Annotated in this window: 21 protein-coding genes; 11 read left to right on the top strand and 10 right to left on the bottom strand. The window is 61.6% G+C overall.

What is annotated here, in order from left to right:
* Positions 1-34 precede the first annotated feature (34 nt).
* The 3 genes from hemW to rph are packed head-to-tail and all read right to left on the bottom strand — an operon-like array spanning position 35 to position 2,567.
* On the bottom strand, positions 35-1,186 hold the full coding sequence (gene hemW / locus IE127_RS09120; RefSeq protein WP_244640073.1) for a radical SAM family heme chaperone HemW: 1,152 nt from the start codon (positions 1,184-1,186) through the stop codon (positions 35-37).
* Complete coding sequence (locus IE127_RS09125) at positions 1,183-1,854, bottom strand: non-canonical purine NTP pyrophosphatase (RefSeq protein ID WP_244640076.1); 672 nt, start codon at positions 1,852-1,854, stop codon at positions 1,183-1,185. Before IE127_RS09125 ends, hemW begins: the two co-directional genes overlap by 4 nt.
* Positions 1,851-2,567: a ribonuclease PH gene (gene rph / locus IE127_RS09130; protein ID WP_189425370.1), complete on the bottom strand. Its 717-nt coding sequence runs from the start codon at positions 2,565-2,567 to the stop codon at positions 1,851-1,853. The genes IE127_RS09125 and rph overlap by 4 nt, the downstream gene beginning before the upstream one ends.
* Positions 2,568-2,746: 179 nt before the next feature.
* On the opposite strand from rph, the gene hrcA reads away from it, so the two are divergent.
* Together hrcA and grpE are read left to right on the top strand one after the other, a co-directional pair.
* Positions 2,747-3,823 carry a heat-inducible transcriptional repressor HrcA gene (hrcA, locus tag IE127_RS09135; protein ID WP_189425371.1) on the top strand — a complete coding sequence of 359 codons (1,077 nt, stop codon included), beginning with the start codon at positions 2,747-2,749 and terminating at the stop codon, positions 3,821-3,823.
* A gap of 22 nt (positions 3,824-3,845) precedes the next feature.
* Positions 3,846-4,496, top strand: coding sequence for a nucleotide exchange factor GrpE (gene grpE, locus IE127_RS09140; RefSeq protein ID WP_373297306.1), 651 nt, complete (start codon positions 3,846-3,848; stop codon positions 4,494-4,496).
* Positions 4,497-4,529: 33 nt separating this feature from the next.
* Here grpE and pncA read toward each other — a convergent pair whose 3' ends face one another.
* A complete protein-coding gene (pncA, locus tag IE127_RS09145; RefSeq protein WP_189425373.1) occupies positions 4,530-5,165 on the bottom strand; it encodes a bifunctional nicotinamidase/pyrazinamidase in 636 nt (211 codons plus the stop codon).
* 7 nt (positions 5,166-5,172) lie between these two features.
* On the bottom strand, positions 5,173-5,832 hold the full coding sequence (locus IE127_RS09150; RefSeq protein WP_189425374.1) for an alpha-ketoglutarate-dependent dioxygenase AlkB family protein: 660 nt from the start codon (positions 5,830-5,832) through the stop codon (positions 5,173-5,175).
* A gap of 327 nt (positions 5,833-6,159) precedes the next feature.
* Between IE127_RS09150 and dnaK the strand changes: the two genes are divergently transcribed.
* From dnaK to IE127_RS09175, 5 genes are all read left to right on the top strand, one after another.
* Positions 6,160-8,070 carry a molecular chaperone DnaK gene (gene dnaK / locus IE127_RS09155; protein WP_189425375.1) on the top strand — a complete coding sequence of 637 codons (1,911 nt, stop codon included), beginning with the start codon at positions 6,160-6,162 and terminating at the stop codon, positions 8,068-8,070.
* Positions 8,071-8,242: 172 nt separating this feature from the next.
* Complete coding sequence (locus tag IE127_RS09160; protein WP_189425376.1) at positions 8,243-9,310, top strand: alpha/beta hydrolase; 1,068 nt, start codon at positions 8,243-8,245, stop codon at positions 9,308-9,310.
* A 199-nt stretch (positions 9,311-9,509) separates the two neighbouring features.
* Positions 9,510-10,649, top strand: coding sequence for a molecular chaperone DnaJ (gene dnaJ / locus IE127_RS09165; protein ID WP_189425377.1), 1,140 nt, complete (start codon positions 9,510-9,512; stop codon positions 10,647-10,649).
* Between the two features lie 67 nt (positions 10,650-10,716).
* Entirely contained in the window at positions 10,717-11,268 is a 552-nt protein-coding gene (locus IE127_RS09170) for an NADPH-dependent FMN reductase (RefSeq protein WP_189425378.1), read from the top strand.
* A 6-nt stretch (positions 11,269-11,274) separates the two neighbouring features.
* Positions 11,275-11,919: a histidine phosphatase family protein gene (locus IE127_RS09175; RefSeq protein WP_189425379.1), complete on the top strand. Its 645-nt coding sequence runs from the start codon at positions 11,275-11,277 to the stop codon at positions 11,917-11,919.
* Between the two features lies 1 nt (position 11,920).
* On the opposite strand, the gene IE127_RS09180 is transcribed toward IE127_RS09175, so the two are convergent.
* Positions 11,921-12,373 carry a MarR family winged helix-turn-helix transcriptional regulator gene (locus IE127_RS09180; RefSeq protein ID WP_189425380.1) on the bottom strand — a complete coding sequence of 151 codons (453 nt, stop codon included), beginning with the start codon at positions 12,371-12,373 and terminating at the stop codon, positions 11,921-11,923.
* Positions 12,374-12,508: 135 nt separating this feature from the next.
* Here IE127_RS09180 and pyrF point away from each other — a divergent pair, with 135 nt between their 5' ends.
* Entirely contained in the window at positions 12,509-13,207 is a 699-nt protein-coding gene (gene pyrF / locus IE127_RS09185) for an orotidine-5'-phosphate decarboxylase (RefSeq protein WP_189425381.1), read from the top strand.
* A 2-nt stretch (positions 13,208-13,209) separates the two neighbouring features.
* Here the strand turns inward: pyrF and IE127_RS09190 are convergent, their stop codons facing one another.
* Positions 13,210-13,560 (bottom strand): VOC family protein, encoded by a 351-nt coding sequence (locus IE127_RS09190; protein ID WP_189425382.1) that lies wholly within the window; start codon positions 13,558-13,560, stop codon positions 13,210-13,212.
* Between the two features lie 179 nt (positions 13,561-13,739).
* On the opposite strand from IE127_RS09190, the gene dapB reads away from it, so the two are divergent.
* Both dapB and IE127_RS09200 read left to right on the top strand, forming a co-directional pair.
* Positions 13,740-14,546, top strand: a complete 807-nt coding sequence (gene dapB, locus IE127_RS09195) for a 4-hydroxy-tetrahydrodipicolinate reductase (RefSeq protein WP_189425383.1) — start codon at positions 13,740-13,742, stop codon at positions 14,544-14,546.
* 50 nt (positions 14,547-14,596) lie between these two features.
* The gene (locus IE127_RS09200; RefSeq protein ID WP_189425384.1) at positions 14,597-15,211 is read left to right on the top strand and encodes a 2,3-bisphosphoglycerate-dependent phosphoglycerate mutase; all 615 of its coding nucleotides are present in this window, start codon (positions 14,597-14,599) and stop codon (positions 15,209-15,211) included.
* Between the two features lie 70 nt (positions 15,212-15,281).
* Here the strand turns inward: IE127_RS09200 and IE127_RS09205 are convergent, their stop codons facing one another.
* Positions 15,282-16,151: a methylated-DNA--[protein]-cysteine S-methyltransferase gene (locus IE127_RS09205; RefSeq protein ID WP_189425385.1), complete on the bottom strand. Its 870-nt coding sequence runs from the start codon at positions 16,149-16,151 to the stop codon at positions 15,282-15,284.
* A 104-nt stretch (positions 16,152-16,255) separates the two neighbouring features.
* Positions 16,256-16,729: a DUF2244 domain-containing protein gene (locus tag IE127_RS09210; RefSeq protein ID WP_189425386.1), complete on the bottom strand. Its 474-nt coding sequence runs from the start codon at positions 16,727-16,729 to the stop codon at positions 16,256-16,258.
* Positions 16,730-16,779: 50 nt separating this feature from the next.
* Here IE127_RS09210 and nth point away from each other — a divergent pair, with 50 nt between their 5' ends.
* Positions 16,780-17,451: an endonuclease III gene (nth, locus tag IE127_RS09215; RefSeq protein WP_189425387.1), complete on the top strand. Its 672-nt coding sequence runs from the start codon at positions 16,780-16,782 to the stop codon at positions 17,449-17,451.
* A gap of 9 nt (positions 17,452-17,460) precedes the next feature.
* Here the strand turns inward: nth and IE127_RS09220 are convergent, their stop codons facing one another.
* The gene (locus tag IE127_RS09220; protein ID WP_189425388.1) at positions 17,461-17,862 is read right to left on the bottom strand and encodes a GFA family protein; all 402 of its coding nucleotides are present in this window, start codon (positions 17,860-17,862) and stop codon (positions 17,461-17,463) included.
* Positions 17,863-17,865 lie beyond the last annotated feature (3 nt).

Raw genomic sequence — 17,865 nt, forward strand, 5'->3', positions numbered from 1 at the left:
GCCATGCCATCTACCGAAAAAGGAAGAACGGCAACTAAGCCGCCAGGTCTGCGACCACCGCGTCGAGCACCGGCCAGCCCTTTTCAGTCACCCGGATATTGCCGTTGCCCAGGGTTTCGACGAAGCCGTAACCTTTGAGGGCCTCGATCTGTCTCTGTTCGATCCGCCGGCCAGCGATCGAGGCGAAGCGGGCAGGGGAAATGCCTTCCTTGAGCCTCAGGCCCATGACCAGAAACTCGTCACCCTGCTCTTCCCACGTCAGGACATCATCGGTTACCAGGCCGTGGCCAGCGGCGTTCACCCTGGTTTGCCAATCGAACGGCATGCGCTCGGCCGCCGTGGCGTGGCGCTGGTTGTTGATCACCAGGCGGCCATGGGCGCCGGGACCAATGCCCGCATATTCGCCGTAGCGCCAATACAGCATGTTGTGCCGGCTTTCCTGGCCGGGACGCGCGTGGTTGGAAATCTCGTACGCGGGCAATCCTGCCTCCGCGGTGAGGTCCTGGGTCAGTTCATAAAAGTCGGCGCCGAGATCCTCGTCGGGCATCTTCAGCTTGCCGGCGTGGAAAAGGTCGTAATAGCGCGTACCGGCCTCAATGGTGAGCTGGTAGAGCGAGATGTGCCCCTCGGCCATCCACAGCCCCTCCTTGAGCTCGTCCTCCCAGTCTTCGAGCGTCTGGTGCGGGCGCGCGTAGATGAGATCGAAGCTCGAGCGGGAAAAGATCGATTGCGCAATGCGCACCGCGGTCACGGCTTCCTCAACGGTGTGGCGTCGGCCAAGGGCGGCAAGCGGTTCAGGACGTAGAGATTGAACGCCCAGCGAGACGCGGTTGATACCAGCGCTGCGATAGCCCTTGAAGCGGTTGGTCTCGACACTGGTCGGGTTGGCTTCGAGGGTAATCTCGGCCGAATCAGCGATGGTCCAGTGCTCGGCGATACAATCGATAATCGCTGCCACTGAGCGCGGATCCATCAGCGAGGGCGTGCCGCCGCCAAAAAAGATCGACTGCACGATCCGACCCGGGACACGCGCCGCCGTCGCCGCGATCTCACGCCTGTAGCTTTCGACGAAACCAGCTTCATCGAACGCGCCGCGATGGACGTGCGAATTGAAGTCGCAATACGGGCATTTGGCCGCACAGAACGGCCAATGGACGTAGACGCCGAAGAGCGCGTTGTCGCTCAAGCCCGCCCCCCGAATACGGTGGTGACAAAATTGGAGAAGGCACGGGCACGGTGGCTGAGGCCGGTCTCGCCGGGCCGCCATGAATGCTTCATCTCGGACGGCATCTGACCAAACGTGATGTCGTAGCCATCGGGCATGAACACGGGGTCGAAGCCGAAGCCGACATCGCCGCGTGGCGGCCAGACGAGGAATCCATCGACGCGACCCTCGAATAGCCAATCGCGGCCATCCGGATGCGCAAGGCACAGGGTTGCCACAAAATAGCCGCGCCGCTGAGACGGGGAGGTGGCGTCTGCAGCTTGCAAAGCATCCTCGACACGGCGCATTGCCATGGTGAAGTCGCGCGCTGGCCCGGCCCAGTTTGCAGTGTAAACGCCAGGCTTGCCGCCGAGCGCTTCCACGCACAGCCCCGAATCATCGCTTAGCGCCAGCATGCCACTTTCACTGGCCGCGGCATGCGCCTTGATCCGCGCATTCTCGACGAAGGTGGTGCCGGTTTCCTCCGGCTCTTCGAGCTCCAGTTCACCGGCCGAAACCAGCTCGAGCCCGAATGGGTAGAAGAGCTCGGCGAACTCGGCGAGCTTGCCCTTGTTGTGCGACGCCAGCACAAGCCGGTCGCCTTCACCCAGCCTTGGCGGGGGGCCAGAGCCTGTCACTTGCTCGCTCACGACGACACCACGGCTTTCTGCTTTTCGGTCAGTTCGGCGATGCCCTTTTCTGCGAGCTGCATGAGGGTCTCGAGTTCCTTGCGGCTGAACGGGTTCTGTTCGGCGGTGCCCTGAATCTCAACGAACCTTCCATCGCCGGTCATGACGAAATTGGCGTCGGTGTGGGCCTCGACGTCTTCGAGATAGTCGAGATCGAGCACTGGCGTGCCGCGATAAATGCCGCACGAAACAGCGGCGACGGAATCGCGCAGCACCTGGCCCTTGGTCAGCTTGCGCTCGTTCATCCACGCCACCGCATCGGCGAGTGCCACATACGCACCGGTGATCGAGGCGGTACGGGTGCCGCCATCTGCCTCGAGCACGTCGCAATCGACAGTGATCTGGTTTTCCCCAAGTGCGCCCATGTCGACGACCGCGCGCAGCGAACGTCCGATAAGGCGCTGTATTTCCTGTGTGCGCCCAGACTGCTTGCCGGACGTTGCTTCGCGTCTGGTCCTTGTGCCGGTGGCGCGCGGCAGCATGCCGTATTCCGCCGTCACCCAACCGAGCCCCTGGCCGCGGCGCCAGGGCGGCAGGCTGGTTTCGACACTGGCCGTCACAAGAACGCGCGTGTTACCGAACGAGACCATGCACGAGCCTTCGGCCTTCATAGAAACATTGCGTTCGATTGTGACGCTGCGCATTTCGTCTGGCTGGCGACCGGAAGGGCGCATGAATACCTCTTGAAACTGAAGTCGGGCGGCCGAATCCAAATTCGGCTATCACGTTTACCGGGTCTTAACCCTGACTGGCCCGGCTCACAAGCACCGGTGACTTGGCGCGCCCCCGGTTTGCCCCTAAATGAGACAAGAGGGTTAAAGTCGACATTTTTATTGATTCACGCGATTAGCTGATGGAACGCATGCACGAGGACTTCCTGTCGATCCTCAACAGCCGCAGCCAGGACATCTTCAAGAAGATCGTCGAGCGCTATCTCGATACCGGTATGCCGGTGGGATCGCGCGATGTCTCGAAGATGCTGGAAATGGGGCTTTCACCCGCATCCGTGCGCAACGTGATGTCGGATCTCGAAGATCTCGGCCTGATCGCTGCCCCCCACACTTCGGCCGGGCGGGCGCCGACTCAACAGGGCCTGCGGTTCTTTGTCGATGCAATGCTCGAGCTCGGGCCGGTCGACGAGCGCGAGCAAAGCCAGATCTCGCGCCATATCAACGAACACGCGACGAACGGGCAGGTCGAAGGGGTGCTGGCGGAGGCGAGCCAGTTGCTCAGTGGCCTCAGCCAGGGCGCGGGCGTCGTTATCGCCGCCAAGGCCGACATGGTGTTGCGCCATCTCGAGTTTGTGCGCCTCGACAACACGCAGGCTATGGCCATTCTCGTCGGCCAGGACGGGCAGGTCGAAAACCGGCTGCTCAACCTGCCGCCAGGCCTCACGGCCAGCGCATTGCAGCAGGCCAGCAATTATCTAAGCCATTACGTCGTCGGCCGTACGCTTGCGGAAGCGCGCAGGGCTCTGGCAGACCGCCGCGCCGAGCAGCGCGCCGAACTCGATGAGCTGGCGCAGAAGCTGGTAGATGCCGGAATTGCCACTCTGTCCGAGCCCTCCGCCAGCGGCGCGCCGACGGTCATCGTACGGGGCCGCGCGAACCTGCTGAACGAGGCAATGGCGTCGGACGATCTCACGCGCGTCCGCCAGTTGTTCGATGAGCTCGAGAGCAAGGATGGGCTGCTGGATCTGCTGGGCGACGCTGATGCCGCACAGGGCGTGCGCATTTTCATCGGCTCGGAGAACAAGCTGTTCTCGCTGTCGGGGTCCTCGGTGATCCTGTCGCCCTATAAAGATTCCAACGAGAAGGTGGTTGGGGTGCTCGGCGTTATCGGCCCGACGCGCATTAACTATGCCCGGATCGTGCCTGTTGTCGACTACACTGCGCACGTGATCTCGGCGATGATGGCGCGCAAGGCTTGAATTGTCCGCAGGGTTGGACGATATGCGGGGCCAATCAAGACATCCTTCGGACGAGAGCATGAGCGACGAAAAACCGACGCCCGAACAAGAGCCCGAAATCAACGAGACCGTGGAGACGGGAGCCGAGACCGGCCCGAGCGACGCCGAGATCATCGAGCAGCTTCAGGCAGAAAATGCCGAACTGCGTGATCGTGCGTTGCGTATCGCGGCTGAAATGGAAAATCTGCGCAAGCGCACGGAACGCGAAATTGCGGACACCCGCAGCTATGCGATCTCCGGATTTGCCCGCGACATGCTGAGCGCGACCGATTCGCTCAATCGTGCGCTGATGGTGGTTTCCGCCGAGGCGCGCGAGACTGCGGATGGCAATACCCGGTCGCTGATCGACGGCATCGAGATGACCGAGCGCGAAATGCAGCGCCTGCTTGCAAAGCACGGGATTACTGCGATCGAGGCCGAGGGCCAGAAGTTCGACCCGCACAAGCATCAGGCTATGTTTGAAGTGCCAGGCAGCGGCAAGCCGGACGGCACGGTCGTGCAGGTGATGCAGACGGGCTACGTCATCGGTGACCGGGTCCTTCGACCAGCCATGGTGGGCGTCGCCAAGGGCGGCGGCGAAGCCGGCTCCCCTGATGCAAGTGCGCCCGAAGGCGGCATCGACAAGGAAGCCTGATGACAAAAAGCCCGGCCAAAGCCGGGCTTTTCTTTAGCCGAGGATCTGGCTTGAACCGATCCGCGTTACGCCGGCCGCATCCATGTCGGCGATTGCCTGGGCCAGCGATCCGTTGGTGTTGATGCCGCGACTGGCATCCTCGATATGAATGGTATTGAACCCTTCGGCACGAGCATCGCGGGCGGTCCAGCCGACGCAGAAATCCGTGGCCAAGCCGACGACATAGACACTTTCGAGGCCGCGCTCGCGCAGATATCCGGCAAGACCGGTGCGGGTCCGGCGGTCTGCTTCCTGAAACCCTGAATAGCTGTCGACGCGCCGATTATAGCCTTTTCGGACGATGGTCTGCGCGTGCGGGATATCGAGGTCCTGGCAAAGTTCGGCACCTCTAGTGCCCCATACGCAGTGATCGGGCCACAGCACCTGCGTGCCATACTCCAGGTCGATGGTGTCGAAGGCTGCCTTGCCGGAATGTTGACTCGCGAACGAGACATGGTCTGCCGGGTGCCAGTCCTGGGTCAGGACGACATTGGAGAACTGCGCGGCGAGGCGGTTGATCAGAGGGACGATTTCGTCGCCGCCGTCTACGCCAAGGGCGCCACCGGGTAAGAAATCATACTGCATGTCGACAACGACGAGTACGTCGCTCGCAGATAGGGCAATGGTCATTGCGGCCTCATGGTGATGGCTGGTTTGACGGCGGGTCAACGCGGCGCAGGGTCAGGTTGATGCGTCCGCCCTCGGGAAACAATTCGGGGTGGCGCTCGACAAGAAGGCGCGACGAGCCTGCAAGAACACGGTCGATGCCGTGATAGGCGAGGCGCTGATCACCCGCCAGCATCATCACGTCGCCAGAGCGTAGGGGAAAGCTCGTCGTACGATCCTTGCGGCTTTGCCCGCCGATACGAAAACGTGCCGTATCGCCCAGCGAGACCGACAGTACCGGCGCGCTGAAATCCGCTTCGTCCTTGTCCTGGTGCAGGCCCATCTTTGTGCCTTCGGAATAGTAGTTGATAAGGCAGGCCTGCGGTGGCTCCGGATAGCCACTCAATTCCACCCAGAGGTCGTGCAGTATTTTCGGCATTGGTGGCCAGGGTTCACCAGTTTCCGGGTGCGTCGGCTGGTAGCGATAGCCGCCTTGCTGGTCCGATACCCAGCCAAGAGGCCCACAATTGCTCATGCGCACCGAGAACGGCTTGCCGGTACGCGGCATGCGCGGCAGATAAAGCGGTGCTACGACGAGATTCTCGGCAATCGCATCCAACAGCTCATATTGTTGCTGTTCATCGAGATTGCACCGAAACGGGCTCTCAGGCAGGTCCGGGCTATCCGGCATCAGGCATCCTTTCAGCCAAGTCTGTCTCTCGCCGGCCAGTATGCGCATGCCGCCCAAGAGGTCGAGGGCTGTTCACAAATGAACAGGCATCATAAGCCCGAAGCCGCCGGAATCTCTGGCCCCATGGCGGGAAATCGCCCTGTGTCGAGCGGTTTCGGCTGCATTTTGTGCGTCACACGCGCTTGCAGGGGTCCGGACCCCCTCCTATATAGCCGGCAAGGCCCTGACGGGCCAGATTCAAATCCCCCGGGAGCCCGGCCGTAGGGCCAGGAAATCGCCTGCTTGCAGGGGTTCCACAGAGGGCTTGCTGAAACAAGAGGTAGATGAATGGCTAAAGTAATCGGTATCGATCTTGGCACCACCAATAGCTGTATTTCGGTGATGGACGGGCAGACCGCCCGGGTCATCGAAAACGCCGAGGGTGCGCGCACCACCCCGTCCATGGTGGCTTTCTCGCAGGACGGCGAGCGCCTCGTCGGCCAGCCGGCGAAGCGCCAGGCAGTGACCAATCCGGAAGGCACGCTGTTTGCGGTCAAGCGCCTTATCGGTCGCCGCTACTCCGACCCGACAGTCGAGAAGGACAAGGGCCTCGTACCCTTCAAGATCGTCGCCGGCGATAATGGCGATGCATGGGTCGAGGCCGATGGCGAGAAGTATTCGCCCAGCCAGATCTCTGCGATGGTCCTTCAGAAGATGAAGGAAACCGCCGAGAGCTATCTTGGCGAAAAGGTCGAGCAGGCGGTCATCACCGTTCCGGCTTACTTCAACGACTCCCAGCGTCAGGCCACCAAGGATGCCGGCAAGATTGCCGGACTTGAAGTGCTGCGCATCATCAACGAGCCGACTGCTGCCGCGCTCGCCTATGGCCTCGACAAGAAGGAAGGCGGCACGATCGCCGTTTACGACTTGGGCGGTGGTACCTTCGACGTCTCTATCCTCGAGATCGGCGATGGCGTGTTCGAGGTGAAGTCGACCAATGGCGACACCTTCCTTGGCGGTGAAGACTTCGACATGCGTCTCGTCGATTATCTCGCCGACGAGTTCAAGAAGGAGCAGGGCATCGACCTGCGCAAGGACAAGCTGGCCCTGCAGCGCCTCAAGGAAGCTGCGGAAAAGGCGAAGATCGAGCTGAGCTCGGCAACCCAGACGGAAGTCAACCTGCCGTTCATCACCGCAGACTCTTCGGGTCCGAAGCACCTTGCATTGAAGCTCAGCCGTTCGAAGCTTGAAAGCCTCGTCGAAGACCTGATCCAGCGCACCATCGAGCCTTGCAAGAAGGCGATGAAGGATGCCGGTATTGCCGCGAGCCAGATTGACGAAGTCGTGCTGGTCGGCGGTATGACCCGCATGCCGAAGGTCCAGGAAGCGGTGAAGAACCTGTTCGGCAAGGAGCCGCACAAGGGCGTGAACCCGGATGAGGTCGTGGCCATGGGTGCTGCGATTCAGGGTGGGGTGCTGCAGGGCGACGTCAAGGACGTGCTGCTGCTCGATGTGACCCCGCTCTCGCTCGGCATCGAAACCCTAGGTGGCGTGTTCACCCGCCTGATCGACCGCAACACCACGATCCCGACGAAGAAGGGTCAGACGTTCTCCACGGCTGAGGATAATCAGTCTGCGGTGACCATACGGGTCTTCCAGGGTGAGCGCGAAATGGCAGCGGACAATAAGCTGCTCGGCAATTTCGACCTTGCAGGCATTCCGCCCGCACCGCGCGGCGTGCCGCAGATCGAAGTGACGTTCGACATCGACGCCAACGGCATCGTGAACGTTTCGGCCAAGGACAAGGGCACCGGCAAGGAGCAGCAGATCCGCATCCAGGCCTCGGGTGGTCTGTCTGACGACGATATCGAGCGCATGGTCAAGGAAGCCGAGTCGAACGCCGAGGTTGACAAGAAGCGTCGCGAGACTGTCGAAGCCCGCAATCAGGCGGAAAGCCTGCTGCACTCGACCGAAAAGAGCATGTCCGAGCACGGTGACAAGCTTGCGGCTGAGGACAAGGCGACGATCGAGGGCGCCATTGCCGAACTCAAGACCGCTCTTGAAGGCGACGATGGCGAAGTCATCAAGGAAAAGACCAACGCGCTTGCAGAAGCCTCAATGAAGCTTGGTGAGGCCATGTACAAGGCCAGCCAGGAAGAAGCCGAGGCCAAGGCCGAAGGATCCGACAGCGACGGTGACGACGATGTGGTCGATGCCGAGTTCGAGGAAGTCAAGGACGACGAGCGTAAGTCCGGTTAATTCCGGCCACGGTTTCACGTGAATCCGCCCGGGGCTTCGGCCCCGGGCTTTTTTGTGCGCACCGCCCGATCGGCGAGCAGCAATAACCCGAATTGGGCCGCATTCTCGTCCACGTTCGACCGTGTTGCTTGGTCAGGTTGCCGGCTTGGCAATTGTTCAAGAGAGCCTTGTTATGAATCACCATGTCCCGTTGCTTCCAGCAGCCTCCCGGCTGGCGGCGCCAGCGCCTGCGCTCGACAGCCCGATGGCGAAGCTCGATGCGGACATGCGATTCGTCCTTGAAACACATGCGCGGATGCGTTCCGTCCCCTTGGAACTGACGTCGCCCCGGCTGGCACGACGGCAGCCCGATCTTGAAGCGGCGATGGGGCGGATACTGGAGCGCAGCACTGCGCGCCCCTCGCGCGATACCGTCAGCTGTGAGCGGATCAGCGTTCCAGGCGCGGGCGGCGACCTGCGGGCGTTGTTCGTCCGGCCGAACAACACGGCTTCCGGTCCATTGCCGATCATTGTCTGGCTTCATGACGGGCTGTTCGTTTCGAGCGATGCGACGCCCTCCGAGACAGTGCCACGCATGCTCGCCCAGCGCTGCGGAGCAATCGTTGTCGCCCCTGGCTATCGCCAGGCGCCGGAGCATCCATTTCCGGCAGCGCACGAAGATGCGCTGGCCGTCTGGAAATGGCTGATGCATGCGGCAGCGCCGCTTGGTGGCGATAAGCATCTTGTTGCCCTCGCCGGGGAAGGAAGCGGCGCGAACCTCGCCCTCAACGTTGCGCTCGATGGTGCCAAAGCGACCGGTGTGTCGCCGAAGCACTTGATGATGGTGTCGCCTGTTGCACAGGCCGTGCACGAGCCGGATGCGCCAACAGGATCCTGGCGCGAAGCCCGCCCGCTCGGTACCGCCACGGTGCGCTGGGCCCTACGGCAGCTTCTGCAGGACGTCAAAGATAGCGAAGATCCGCGGATAAACCTTGTCGGGCGCAAGGATTACAAGACTCTGCCCGAGACGACACTGCTCCTCGCCGAGATTGATCCGCTTCTCGGGGAAGGCAAGGCGCTGGCTGCCGCCATTGCGCGCTCCGGTGCCTCGATCGAGACGAGCATCTATGACGGCGTCTCGCATGGATTCTTCGCACTTGCGGCTGTCGTCAACAAGGCAATGTTCGCACAGGCTCAGGCGACAAGTCGCCTAAACCGGTCGTTCCGCGAGAGGCGTCAGAGCCTGCCCCTCAAGGCCTGAAGCCTGCCTCTCCCTTGAAACGCCGGTGAGCGGTTGCTAAGAGCAGCGCACCGACGGGTGCCGCTCTGCGCACCCACCCCTTGCAGTCTCAGGTGGTCGTTGCCATCTAGGCGACAGACACAGGCGCGCCAGACGGCGCGCTTCGACTTTTGCATGGTGGGTCGGGCCGCCCCGGTTGTATCACAAGGAGAACGACTTCTTGGCGAAACGAGATTATTACGAGGTACTCGGCTGCGAGAAGGGTACGGATGCTGCCGCCCTCAAGAGCGCCTATCGTAAACTCGCAATGAAATACCACCCGGATCGCAACCCCGGGGATTCCGAGGCGGAAACACGGTTCAAGGAAGTCAGCGAAGCTTACGATACGCTCAAGGACCCGCAAAAGCGCGCGGCCTATGACCGGTTCGGGCACGCAGCCTTTGAAAATGGCGGCGGTGGTGGCCGCGCCGGTCCAGGCGGGTTCGGGCCGGAATTCTCGTCGTCGATGTCAGATATCTTCGAGGACATTTTCGGCGACTTCATGGGTGGCGGCGGACGTGGACGCCAGTCGAGCTCGCGCTTGCGTGGATCGGACCTGCGCTACAATCTCGAGATTACGCTCGAAGAGAGCTTTTCCGGCCAGACCGTCGAGATCGATGTCCCGACGCTTGTCGGCTGCGACACATGCGATGGCACCGGCGCGAAACCCGGTACCGGCACGCATACCTGCCGCCAGTGTAATGGCCACGGCAAGGTGCGGGCGGCCCAGGGGTTCTTCACCATCGAACGGACATGTCCGGTCTGTCAGGGCCGCGGCGAGATGATGGACGAGCCCTGTACCGATTGTGGCGGTCAGGGACGGCGCCAACAGAGCCGCAAGCTTTCTGTCGACATTCCGAAGGGGATCGAAGACGGCACCCGCATCCGTCTTGCCAATGAAGGCGAGGCCGGTGTTCGCGGCGGACCGCCCGGTGATCTTTACATCTTCATCTCGATCAAGCCGCACGATCTGTTCCAGCGAGACGGCGCCGATCTTTACGCCAGAGTGCCAATCGCGATGACCACGGCAGCGCTCGGCGGCGAATTCGAGGTGCCGACGCTTGAGGGATCTCGAGCCAAGGTGAAGGTCGCGGCCGGCACCCAGCCGGGTCAACGCGTGCGGCTCAAGGGCAAGGGCATGCCGGTGCTTCGGTCGCGTGATATGGGCGATCTTTACGTGCAGCTCGATATCGAGACACCGCAGAACCTCAACAAGCGCCAGCGTGAACTGCTCGAGGAATTTGAGCGTAGCACGACCGAGGACACCAATCCGCATTCGGACGGTTTCTTCGACAAGCTCAAGCGCATGTTCGACGCCTGACTGCGCTTGATTTCCCGAACGGGCGCCGCGACCGGCGTCCGTTCCCGCAGCAGAAAAAGGCACGCCCTTGACCAAAAAGACCGCCCTGACCCTGTCCGGCTCGCTTCGGAAAGGCTCCTATAACTGCATCCTTCAGGACCATGTCGGCGCGCAGCTTGAACAGGCGGGCGTTGCGGTCAACGCCATCAGCCTCGCCGACTATGACCTGCCGCTGTTTCATCCCGACGATGAGGCCGAAAGCACACCGCGCAACGCCGGTGCCCTTGCCGAGCAACTGCGAAGCCATGACATCGTCTTCATCACAACACCGGAATATAACGGCAGCATGTCGCCGGTGCTGGTCAACACGATCACCTGGCTGAGCCGGCAAAAGCCAAGTCCTTTTCGGCATGCGGTTTTCGGAATAGGCGGGGTCAGCACTGGCAAGTATGGCGCCATAATGGCCTTGGGTCACCTGAGGGATTCGCTTACGAAGCTGGGAACTCTTGTTGTGCCCACCCTGTTGGGTGTGGGACCCGCGAGTGCTGCATTTGATGTAAGCGGCGTGCCTAGCGAACCTGCGATACAGCGCAAGATCGAGCAGATCGTGGTGGAAATGACTCAATTCAGTCGAGGATAGGTGTTGATGACAGGCCGCGCGATCTATCTCACGCATCCAGAGGTGGTGATCGATCCGGACATGCCGGTGACGCTGTGGCCTTTGTCGGAAACAGGACGCCAGCGCGCTGCCCATCTCGCCGCGCGGCTGATCGACGTCCCCAACCCGGTTATATTTTCCAGCAGTGAGCGCAAGGCGCTCGATCTCGCAGAGATCGTCTCGGAGGCCCTGGGCGCGCCAATTATCGCCGACCATGCCTTCGGCGAAAACGACCGCACCAGCACCGGGTTTTTGCCGCCCGTCTTGTTCGAGGCGACGGCCGATCGCTTCTTTGCCAATCCCACAGAGAGCGTTGAAGGCTGGGAGCGAGCGGTTGATGCTCAGGCCCGTATCGTTGCTGTCGTCCGGGCGGCTGTCGCCGATCTTTTGGAAAACCAGACCGCAATATTCTGCGGGCATGGCGGCGTCGGCACGCTCCTCAAGTGCCATGTGGCGCGGCGCGTTCTATCGCGCCAGGAGGACCAGGCGGTTCTCGGGCATCCGCGCGGCGGAAACGCCTTCGCGTTCGATCATGCGCTCGACACTCTTCTCAGCGATTGGCAGAGTTTCGAGTCGTTCGCGGCTGGTCGATCACTGAACGAACCCACGGCCTCGCTTGAGCCTGCACGATAGGTCAGCGGCCATCCCCAGGTTTCGGGACCCACGCCGCCAGCCCGAACACATCAAGGGCATCGCCTAGTGCGGCGTTGAGACCTTCGAGCCGAGCAGCCGGCAACTGCGCTTCGCGCAAGCGCGCCGGGCCGGCCAGTGGCGCCTTGTCCAGCAACTCCCTGCCAGCATCCGTCATCGACACAACCCTTGCCCGCCGATCCTGCGGATCGGTGCGCACGATGCAGAGCTTTTTGCGGCGCAGATCATCAACGGCCTGGCCGAGCGTTGCCGGGTGCATCACCAGCGCCTTGCGCAATGCCGCCAATGGCAGCGAGGGGCGCTCGGTGAGTATTGCGAGAATTGCGATCTGTAGCGGGGAGACGTTGTGGTCACGGCGCAGAACGCGGGCATATTCAGCATGGGCGCGTTCCAATCGAAGCCATGCAACGGTGACGGAGAGTGCCTGAGCTTGCATGGGTATTATGGCGTCATATCGAGAATCATCGCGTCTCAGTAGTGCTGTTCGCCGCTGTTGTCGACGCCCCTTGCTTGCGCCGCCCGACAGCGTGTGAGACATCACGCGCAATGACTGCTGCAAGGAGACGCAACAATGGCCGGAACCCTGATTGTCGGGCTTGATCTCGACACGCGTCGAGAGGCGGAAGCGATTGTGGAGCGTCTTGGAGAGGGGGTCGATCACTATAAGATCGGCTACCAGCTCTTTTATGGTGGTGACGGGCTGGCTCTCGGCAAAGCCTTGATCGCTGCGGGCAAGAAGGTCTTTTTCGATCTCAAGCTGCTCGACATCGACAATACCGTTGAAAAGGGTGTCGCCGCCATCGCCGAGACCGGCGCCGCGATGCTGACCGTGCATGCCTACCCGAAGACCATGGCCGCGGCGCGGCGCGGGGCTGCAGGCTCAGCGCTCTCTGTCCTCGGTGTGACAGTCCTCACCTCGACGGATGACGGTGATCTTGCCGATGCCGGCTATGCGCGGGACGCCGCTGGTCTCGTGGCGCAGCGTGCCGGCCAGGCACGCGATGCCGGGATCGGCGGCATCGTTGCTTCAGCTCGGGAAGCCGAGATGGTGCGCGAGATTGTTGGTCAGGAGATGTTCGTCGTCACCCCTGGTATCCGGCCGGCCGGATCGGATGCGGGGGATCAAAAGCGGGTCGTCACGCCAAGCGCAGCGGTCAGCGCCGGCGCCAGTCATCTTGTCGTAGCGCGTCCCATCATCAAGGCGGAAGACCCGCATGCTGCTGCACGCTCGATCCTCGCGGACATGGCTGGCGGCGTTCGCCTGGCGTGAGATCAGTAAGTGTTGCGCAGCGTTTGCGAAAAGACCAGCTGGTTCCCGTCCGGATCACGATAGATCGCTGTCTTGGCGAAATCGCCACTGCGCTTGGCCACCGGCTTGATGTCCTTGCCGGCGAGATCATCAACAAGCTCGTTGATGTCCGAGACGATCAGGGTCACCAGCGATGAGCCGGCACGGTCTGCGTCCGTAAACACCTGTACCCAGCCGCCGGTCGAAAACTTCCACTCGGCCACCTCCGACATCGGACGGGCATCGGGCTGACGTCCGAACAAGCGCTCGTAGAATGCCATGGCGACCGTAATGTTCTCCACGGCCAGTCCGGCGAGCGCATTGGTGATGGTCATGATGGTCCTTTCGGTTGTCGAGCGAAGTCTGGCTCAATGTGGCCAATGTGGTGCGGTTCCAGTATTCGTGATCGATCCCAACAGAATGTCGATCTTTGGGCGATAAGATCAAGACCGCGCCGCGCCGTGTTGGCGGCTGCTTTTTGCGCTGCTATGACCACGGGCAACAGGAGAGACCGATGAGCCAGTTGAAAGTGGTCGTGGCGGGTGCAGCCGGACGCATGGGTGCAGCGAATATTCGAGCGATCACGGAGCATCCCGATACGGTTCTGCATGCCGCGCTCGATCGGGATGGCTCCGAAGCAATCGGTCAAGATGCCGGAACCCTCGCCGGGCTGCCAGCCTGCGGCATCAGCATCACCAGCGACGCCGAAAAAGCATTGGCCGAAGCTGATGCGGTCATAGACTTCACGACTCCCGGCGCAAGCGTCATGCTTTCCAAGCTTACGTCAGGCAGGAAACTGGTGCACGTCATCGGCACCACCGGCTGCTCCATCGACGATGATGCGGAAATCGCCGCAGCGGCGGAAGCAGGTGCGCGCATTGTCAAATCAGGGAATTTCTCGCTGGGCGTCAATATGCTTGCCGCTCTCGTCAGGCAGGCTGCGGCTGCTCTCGAAGACTATGATATCGAGGTGCTCGAGATGCACCATTCGCGCAAGGTCGACGCGCCGTCGGGCACAGCGCTCTTGCTCGGGAAAGCTGCCGCCGCGGGACGCGACGTCGACCTCGAAGAACGTTCGGTGCGTGTGCGCGATGGACATGTCGGCCCGCGCGAGGCAGGAAGCATCGGCTTTGCGACGTTGCGCGGCGGCACTGTGGTCGGCGAGCACAGCGTCATTCTCGCCGGGCCGCACGAGCGGATCGAACTCACGCATCGAGCAGAAGACCGCGGCATCTTCGCCAACGGGGCCGTCAAGGCCGCGTTATGGGCTGCCGGCAAGGACAATGGCCTCTATTCCATGGCGGATGTGCTGGGGCTTTGAGCATCGAACGATTTCTTCGCCCCATCGGGCGGCAAGACATGGAGAACGAAATGAGCGGTACCCTGATCCTGGTGCGTCACGGCCAGAGCGAATGGAACCTCAAGAACCTGTTTACCGGCTGGCGTAATCCGGATCTGACGGATCTTGGCAAGGACGAGGCCCGTAAGGCCGGCCAGCTTCTCAAGGGCCGCAATATTGTGCCCGACGCTTACTTCACCTCGGCCCTGAAGCGCGCCCAGCACACGCTGGATCTGATGCTCGAGGAGATGGGCATCGATAATCTCACCATCGTTCGAAATACCGCCCTCAATGAGCGGGACTATGGCGATCTGGCTGGTCTCAACAAGGATGACGCCCGCGAGCGCTGGGGCGACGAACAGGTGCATATCTGGCGCCGCTCGTACGACGTACCACCGCCGGGCGGCGAAAGCCTCAAGGATACGGGCGCGCGCACGCTGCCCTATTACGAGGCCGAGATCCTGCCGTTGGTGAAAGCCGGCAAGACTGTTCTTGTTGCCGCGCACGGCAATTCGCTACGGGCGATGGTGAAAGAGATCGAAGGCTTGTCAGACGATGCGATCGTCAAGCGTGAGATCGCGACAGGCGAGCCGATCATCTACACAATCGGTTTGGATGGCAGCACGGAAGAACGCATCGCGTCCTGATCTGCGGTGATTCACGTGGAACATTGCGAATCAGTGCTTGACAGGCACCATCAGCGTTTCACGTGAATCCTTAGCCCGGGTGGGCGGCTGAGATAATGCCGGCTTCCCATCCCAGTATGGCGCGCTTGCGCGGCACACCCCAATGGTATCCGGTCAGCGCGCCGCTGCCGCCAACCACGCGGTGGCATGGCACGACGAATGAGATGGGGTTGCGCCCGACGGCTGCCCCGACCGCCCTCGAGGCGCTTGGCTTGCCGATCTGCTTCGCCACATCGCCATACGTCGTGGCCTTGCCCAGTGGAATCTTCAGCAGCGTCTCCCAGACCTTCACCTCGAAATCCGTACCGATCAGCACCACGCGCACCGGGCGGTCCGCCGCCCAGCGCTCGGGCTCGAAAATCTGTGACACGTGCAGGGCGATTTGCTCGTCGTTGCGGGTGAAGCGTGCATTCGGCCAACGCTGCGCCAGATCGGAAAACGCCTGGTCGATAGTCGTATCGCCGTCGGCGAAGCCGAGGCCGGAAATGCCATAGCTGGTGGCGGTGACCACCGCTGTGCCGAACGGGCAGGGCGCCGTACCCCAGATCATTTCGAGACCAGCCCCACGATTGCGGAATGCACCCGGGGGCATCGCCTCATAGGTCACGAACAGATCATGCAAACGCGACGGTGACGACAACCCCACCTCGTATGTCGTGTCGAGAACGCTCTGGCGGTCGGCCAAGAGGGACTTGGCATGGTCAAGCGCCACGGCTTGAGCGAAGGATTTCGGCGACAGGCCACACCAGCGTCGAAACAGATCGGTCATGGCGCGCGGCGACATGCCAAGCGCTCGCGAGAAGCCATCGAGATCGAGCTCGTCAGGTCCGGTCTCGCTCAGGTAGCGGATGGCCTGACGAACGACTTCGTAATCATCGGTGCGGGTCGGCGTATCAAGCATAAGCAACTCGGAACGGATGGCCGCGCAAACGGGCTTTTTATCTCGTCCGACGCTACTGCAGCAGCCGATCTGCTGCGACCCGAAATTGACGTCGTCTTTTCGCCTCAGGCACGAGCCTTGCGCAGCGCTGACCCGAAAGCCTTGGAGAAGCTTGTCTTATCTTCCTGGCTGAGGAAAGCGCCGATTTCCGCCTCCCGATCAGGGGCGCGCAAGCGCAGCGCGGTTGTCTTTTCGTTGATATCGCGATCGAGAACCAGCTTGACCGTCAGGGGGTCGAACTGCTGGCGGCTTTCGCGGCCCTTGGCGTCAAACGAGACGATTTCGAGTTGTTCCGACCACAGGGTCACGCGCTCCTTGCGCTTGCCGCGATCAAAAGAAAACCAGAGCGCAACAGCCATCGCGACAATATCGAGCCCCATGAAGCCGACAATGGGCCAGGCGCCGAGAGAGAAGAAGACAAGCCCCGGCAGCGCCGAGAGCAAAGCGAACAAGACGACGACAATCCGCAGCCCGCGCGCGTTCATCGAGCGGTGCGGTGTCAGTTCGGCGGCGAATAGCGGTGCTGTGGTGACTTGCATTGGCCAACGACTCTCTGGATCACTATAGGCCAATTTCTGAAGGCGAGAGAATGGCCACATCCAAAAAAACCCGCCAGCTTACCAAAGCCGAGATAGAATCGATTTTCGCGCGGTTCTCCGAAATCGATCCCGAGCCCAAAGGCGAACTCGAATACCTCAACGCCTTCACGCTTCTCGTGGCCGTTGTCTTGTCAGCTCAGGCGACGGATGCCGGGGTCAACAAGGCAACTGCCAAATTGTTCCGAGTTGCCCCAAACCCCGAAGCCATGGTGGCCCTTGGGCAAGACGGTATAGAGGAGCATATCAAGACGATCGGTCTCTACCGCAACAAGGCCAAGAACGTTTTCGCGCTCAGCCAGAAGCTGATTGCCGAGCATGGTGGAGAGGTGCCCGAGGGCAGGGCCGATCTCGAGGCGCTGCCGGGCGTCGGGCGGAAAACCGCCAATGTCGTGCTCAACACCTGGTTTCGCCAACCGACAATCGCGGTCGACACACATCTGTTCAGAGTCGGGAACCGCACGGGACTCGCTCCGGGCGAAACGCCGCTCGCAGTGGAGCAGGCGCTGATCAAGCGCGTGCCGAAGTCTTACCTGCTGAATGCCCATCACTGGTTGATCCTGCATGGGCGCTATGTCTGCAAGGCGCGCAAGCCCGAGTGCTGGCGTTGCGTGATCGCCGAATGGTGCCGGTTCGAGCCGAAGACACCTGCGCCGAAAGCCTAGTTCATGCGTTCACTGCTGCTCGTGTGACGTTCCAGGCAATTCGGGTAGCCACGGAAGCTTGGAACGCGCCCAGTATTGCCGTTTTGGCGGCAACTCGGCGCGCTGACGCAACGCGCCGACTCTCAATCCAAAGGTACGATTTTGCCCCTCGGGCGTCGTGGTATAAAGTGGGGCGCCGCAATCGCGGCAGAACACCTGCGCTCGCTTGGTGCCGCTTTGGGACGTCTTGATGTAGATTTTCGGACTGCCGCTGAGAAGGCGAAAGTCAGCCTCGGGGACCGGCGCGGTCATACGAAAAGCCGTTCCTGACAACGACTGACAGTCGGTGCAGTGGCAGATGCGCACGCGATCCGGATCGATCTCGGCCTCGAATTTGATCGAGCCGCAGTGGCAGGCGCCATCGACTTTCATTTT

The organism is Devosia pacifica, from assembly GCF_014652635.1.
In the GTDB taxonomy this organism is placed as follows: Bacteria; Pseudomonadota; Alphaproteobacteria; order Rhizobiales; family Devosiaceae; genus Devosia; species Devosia pacifica.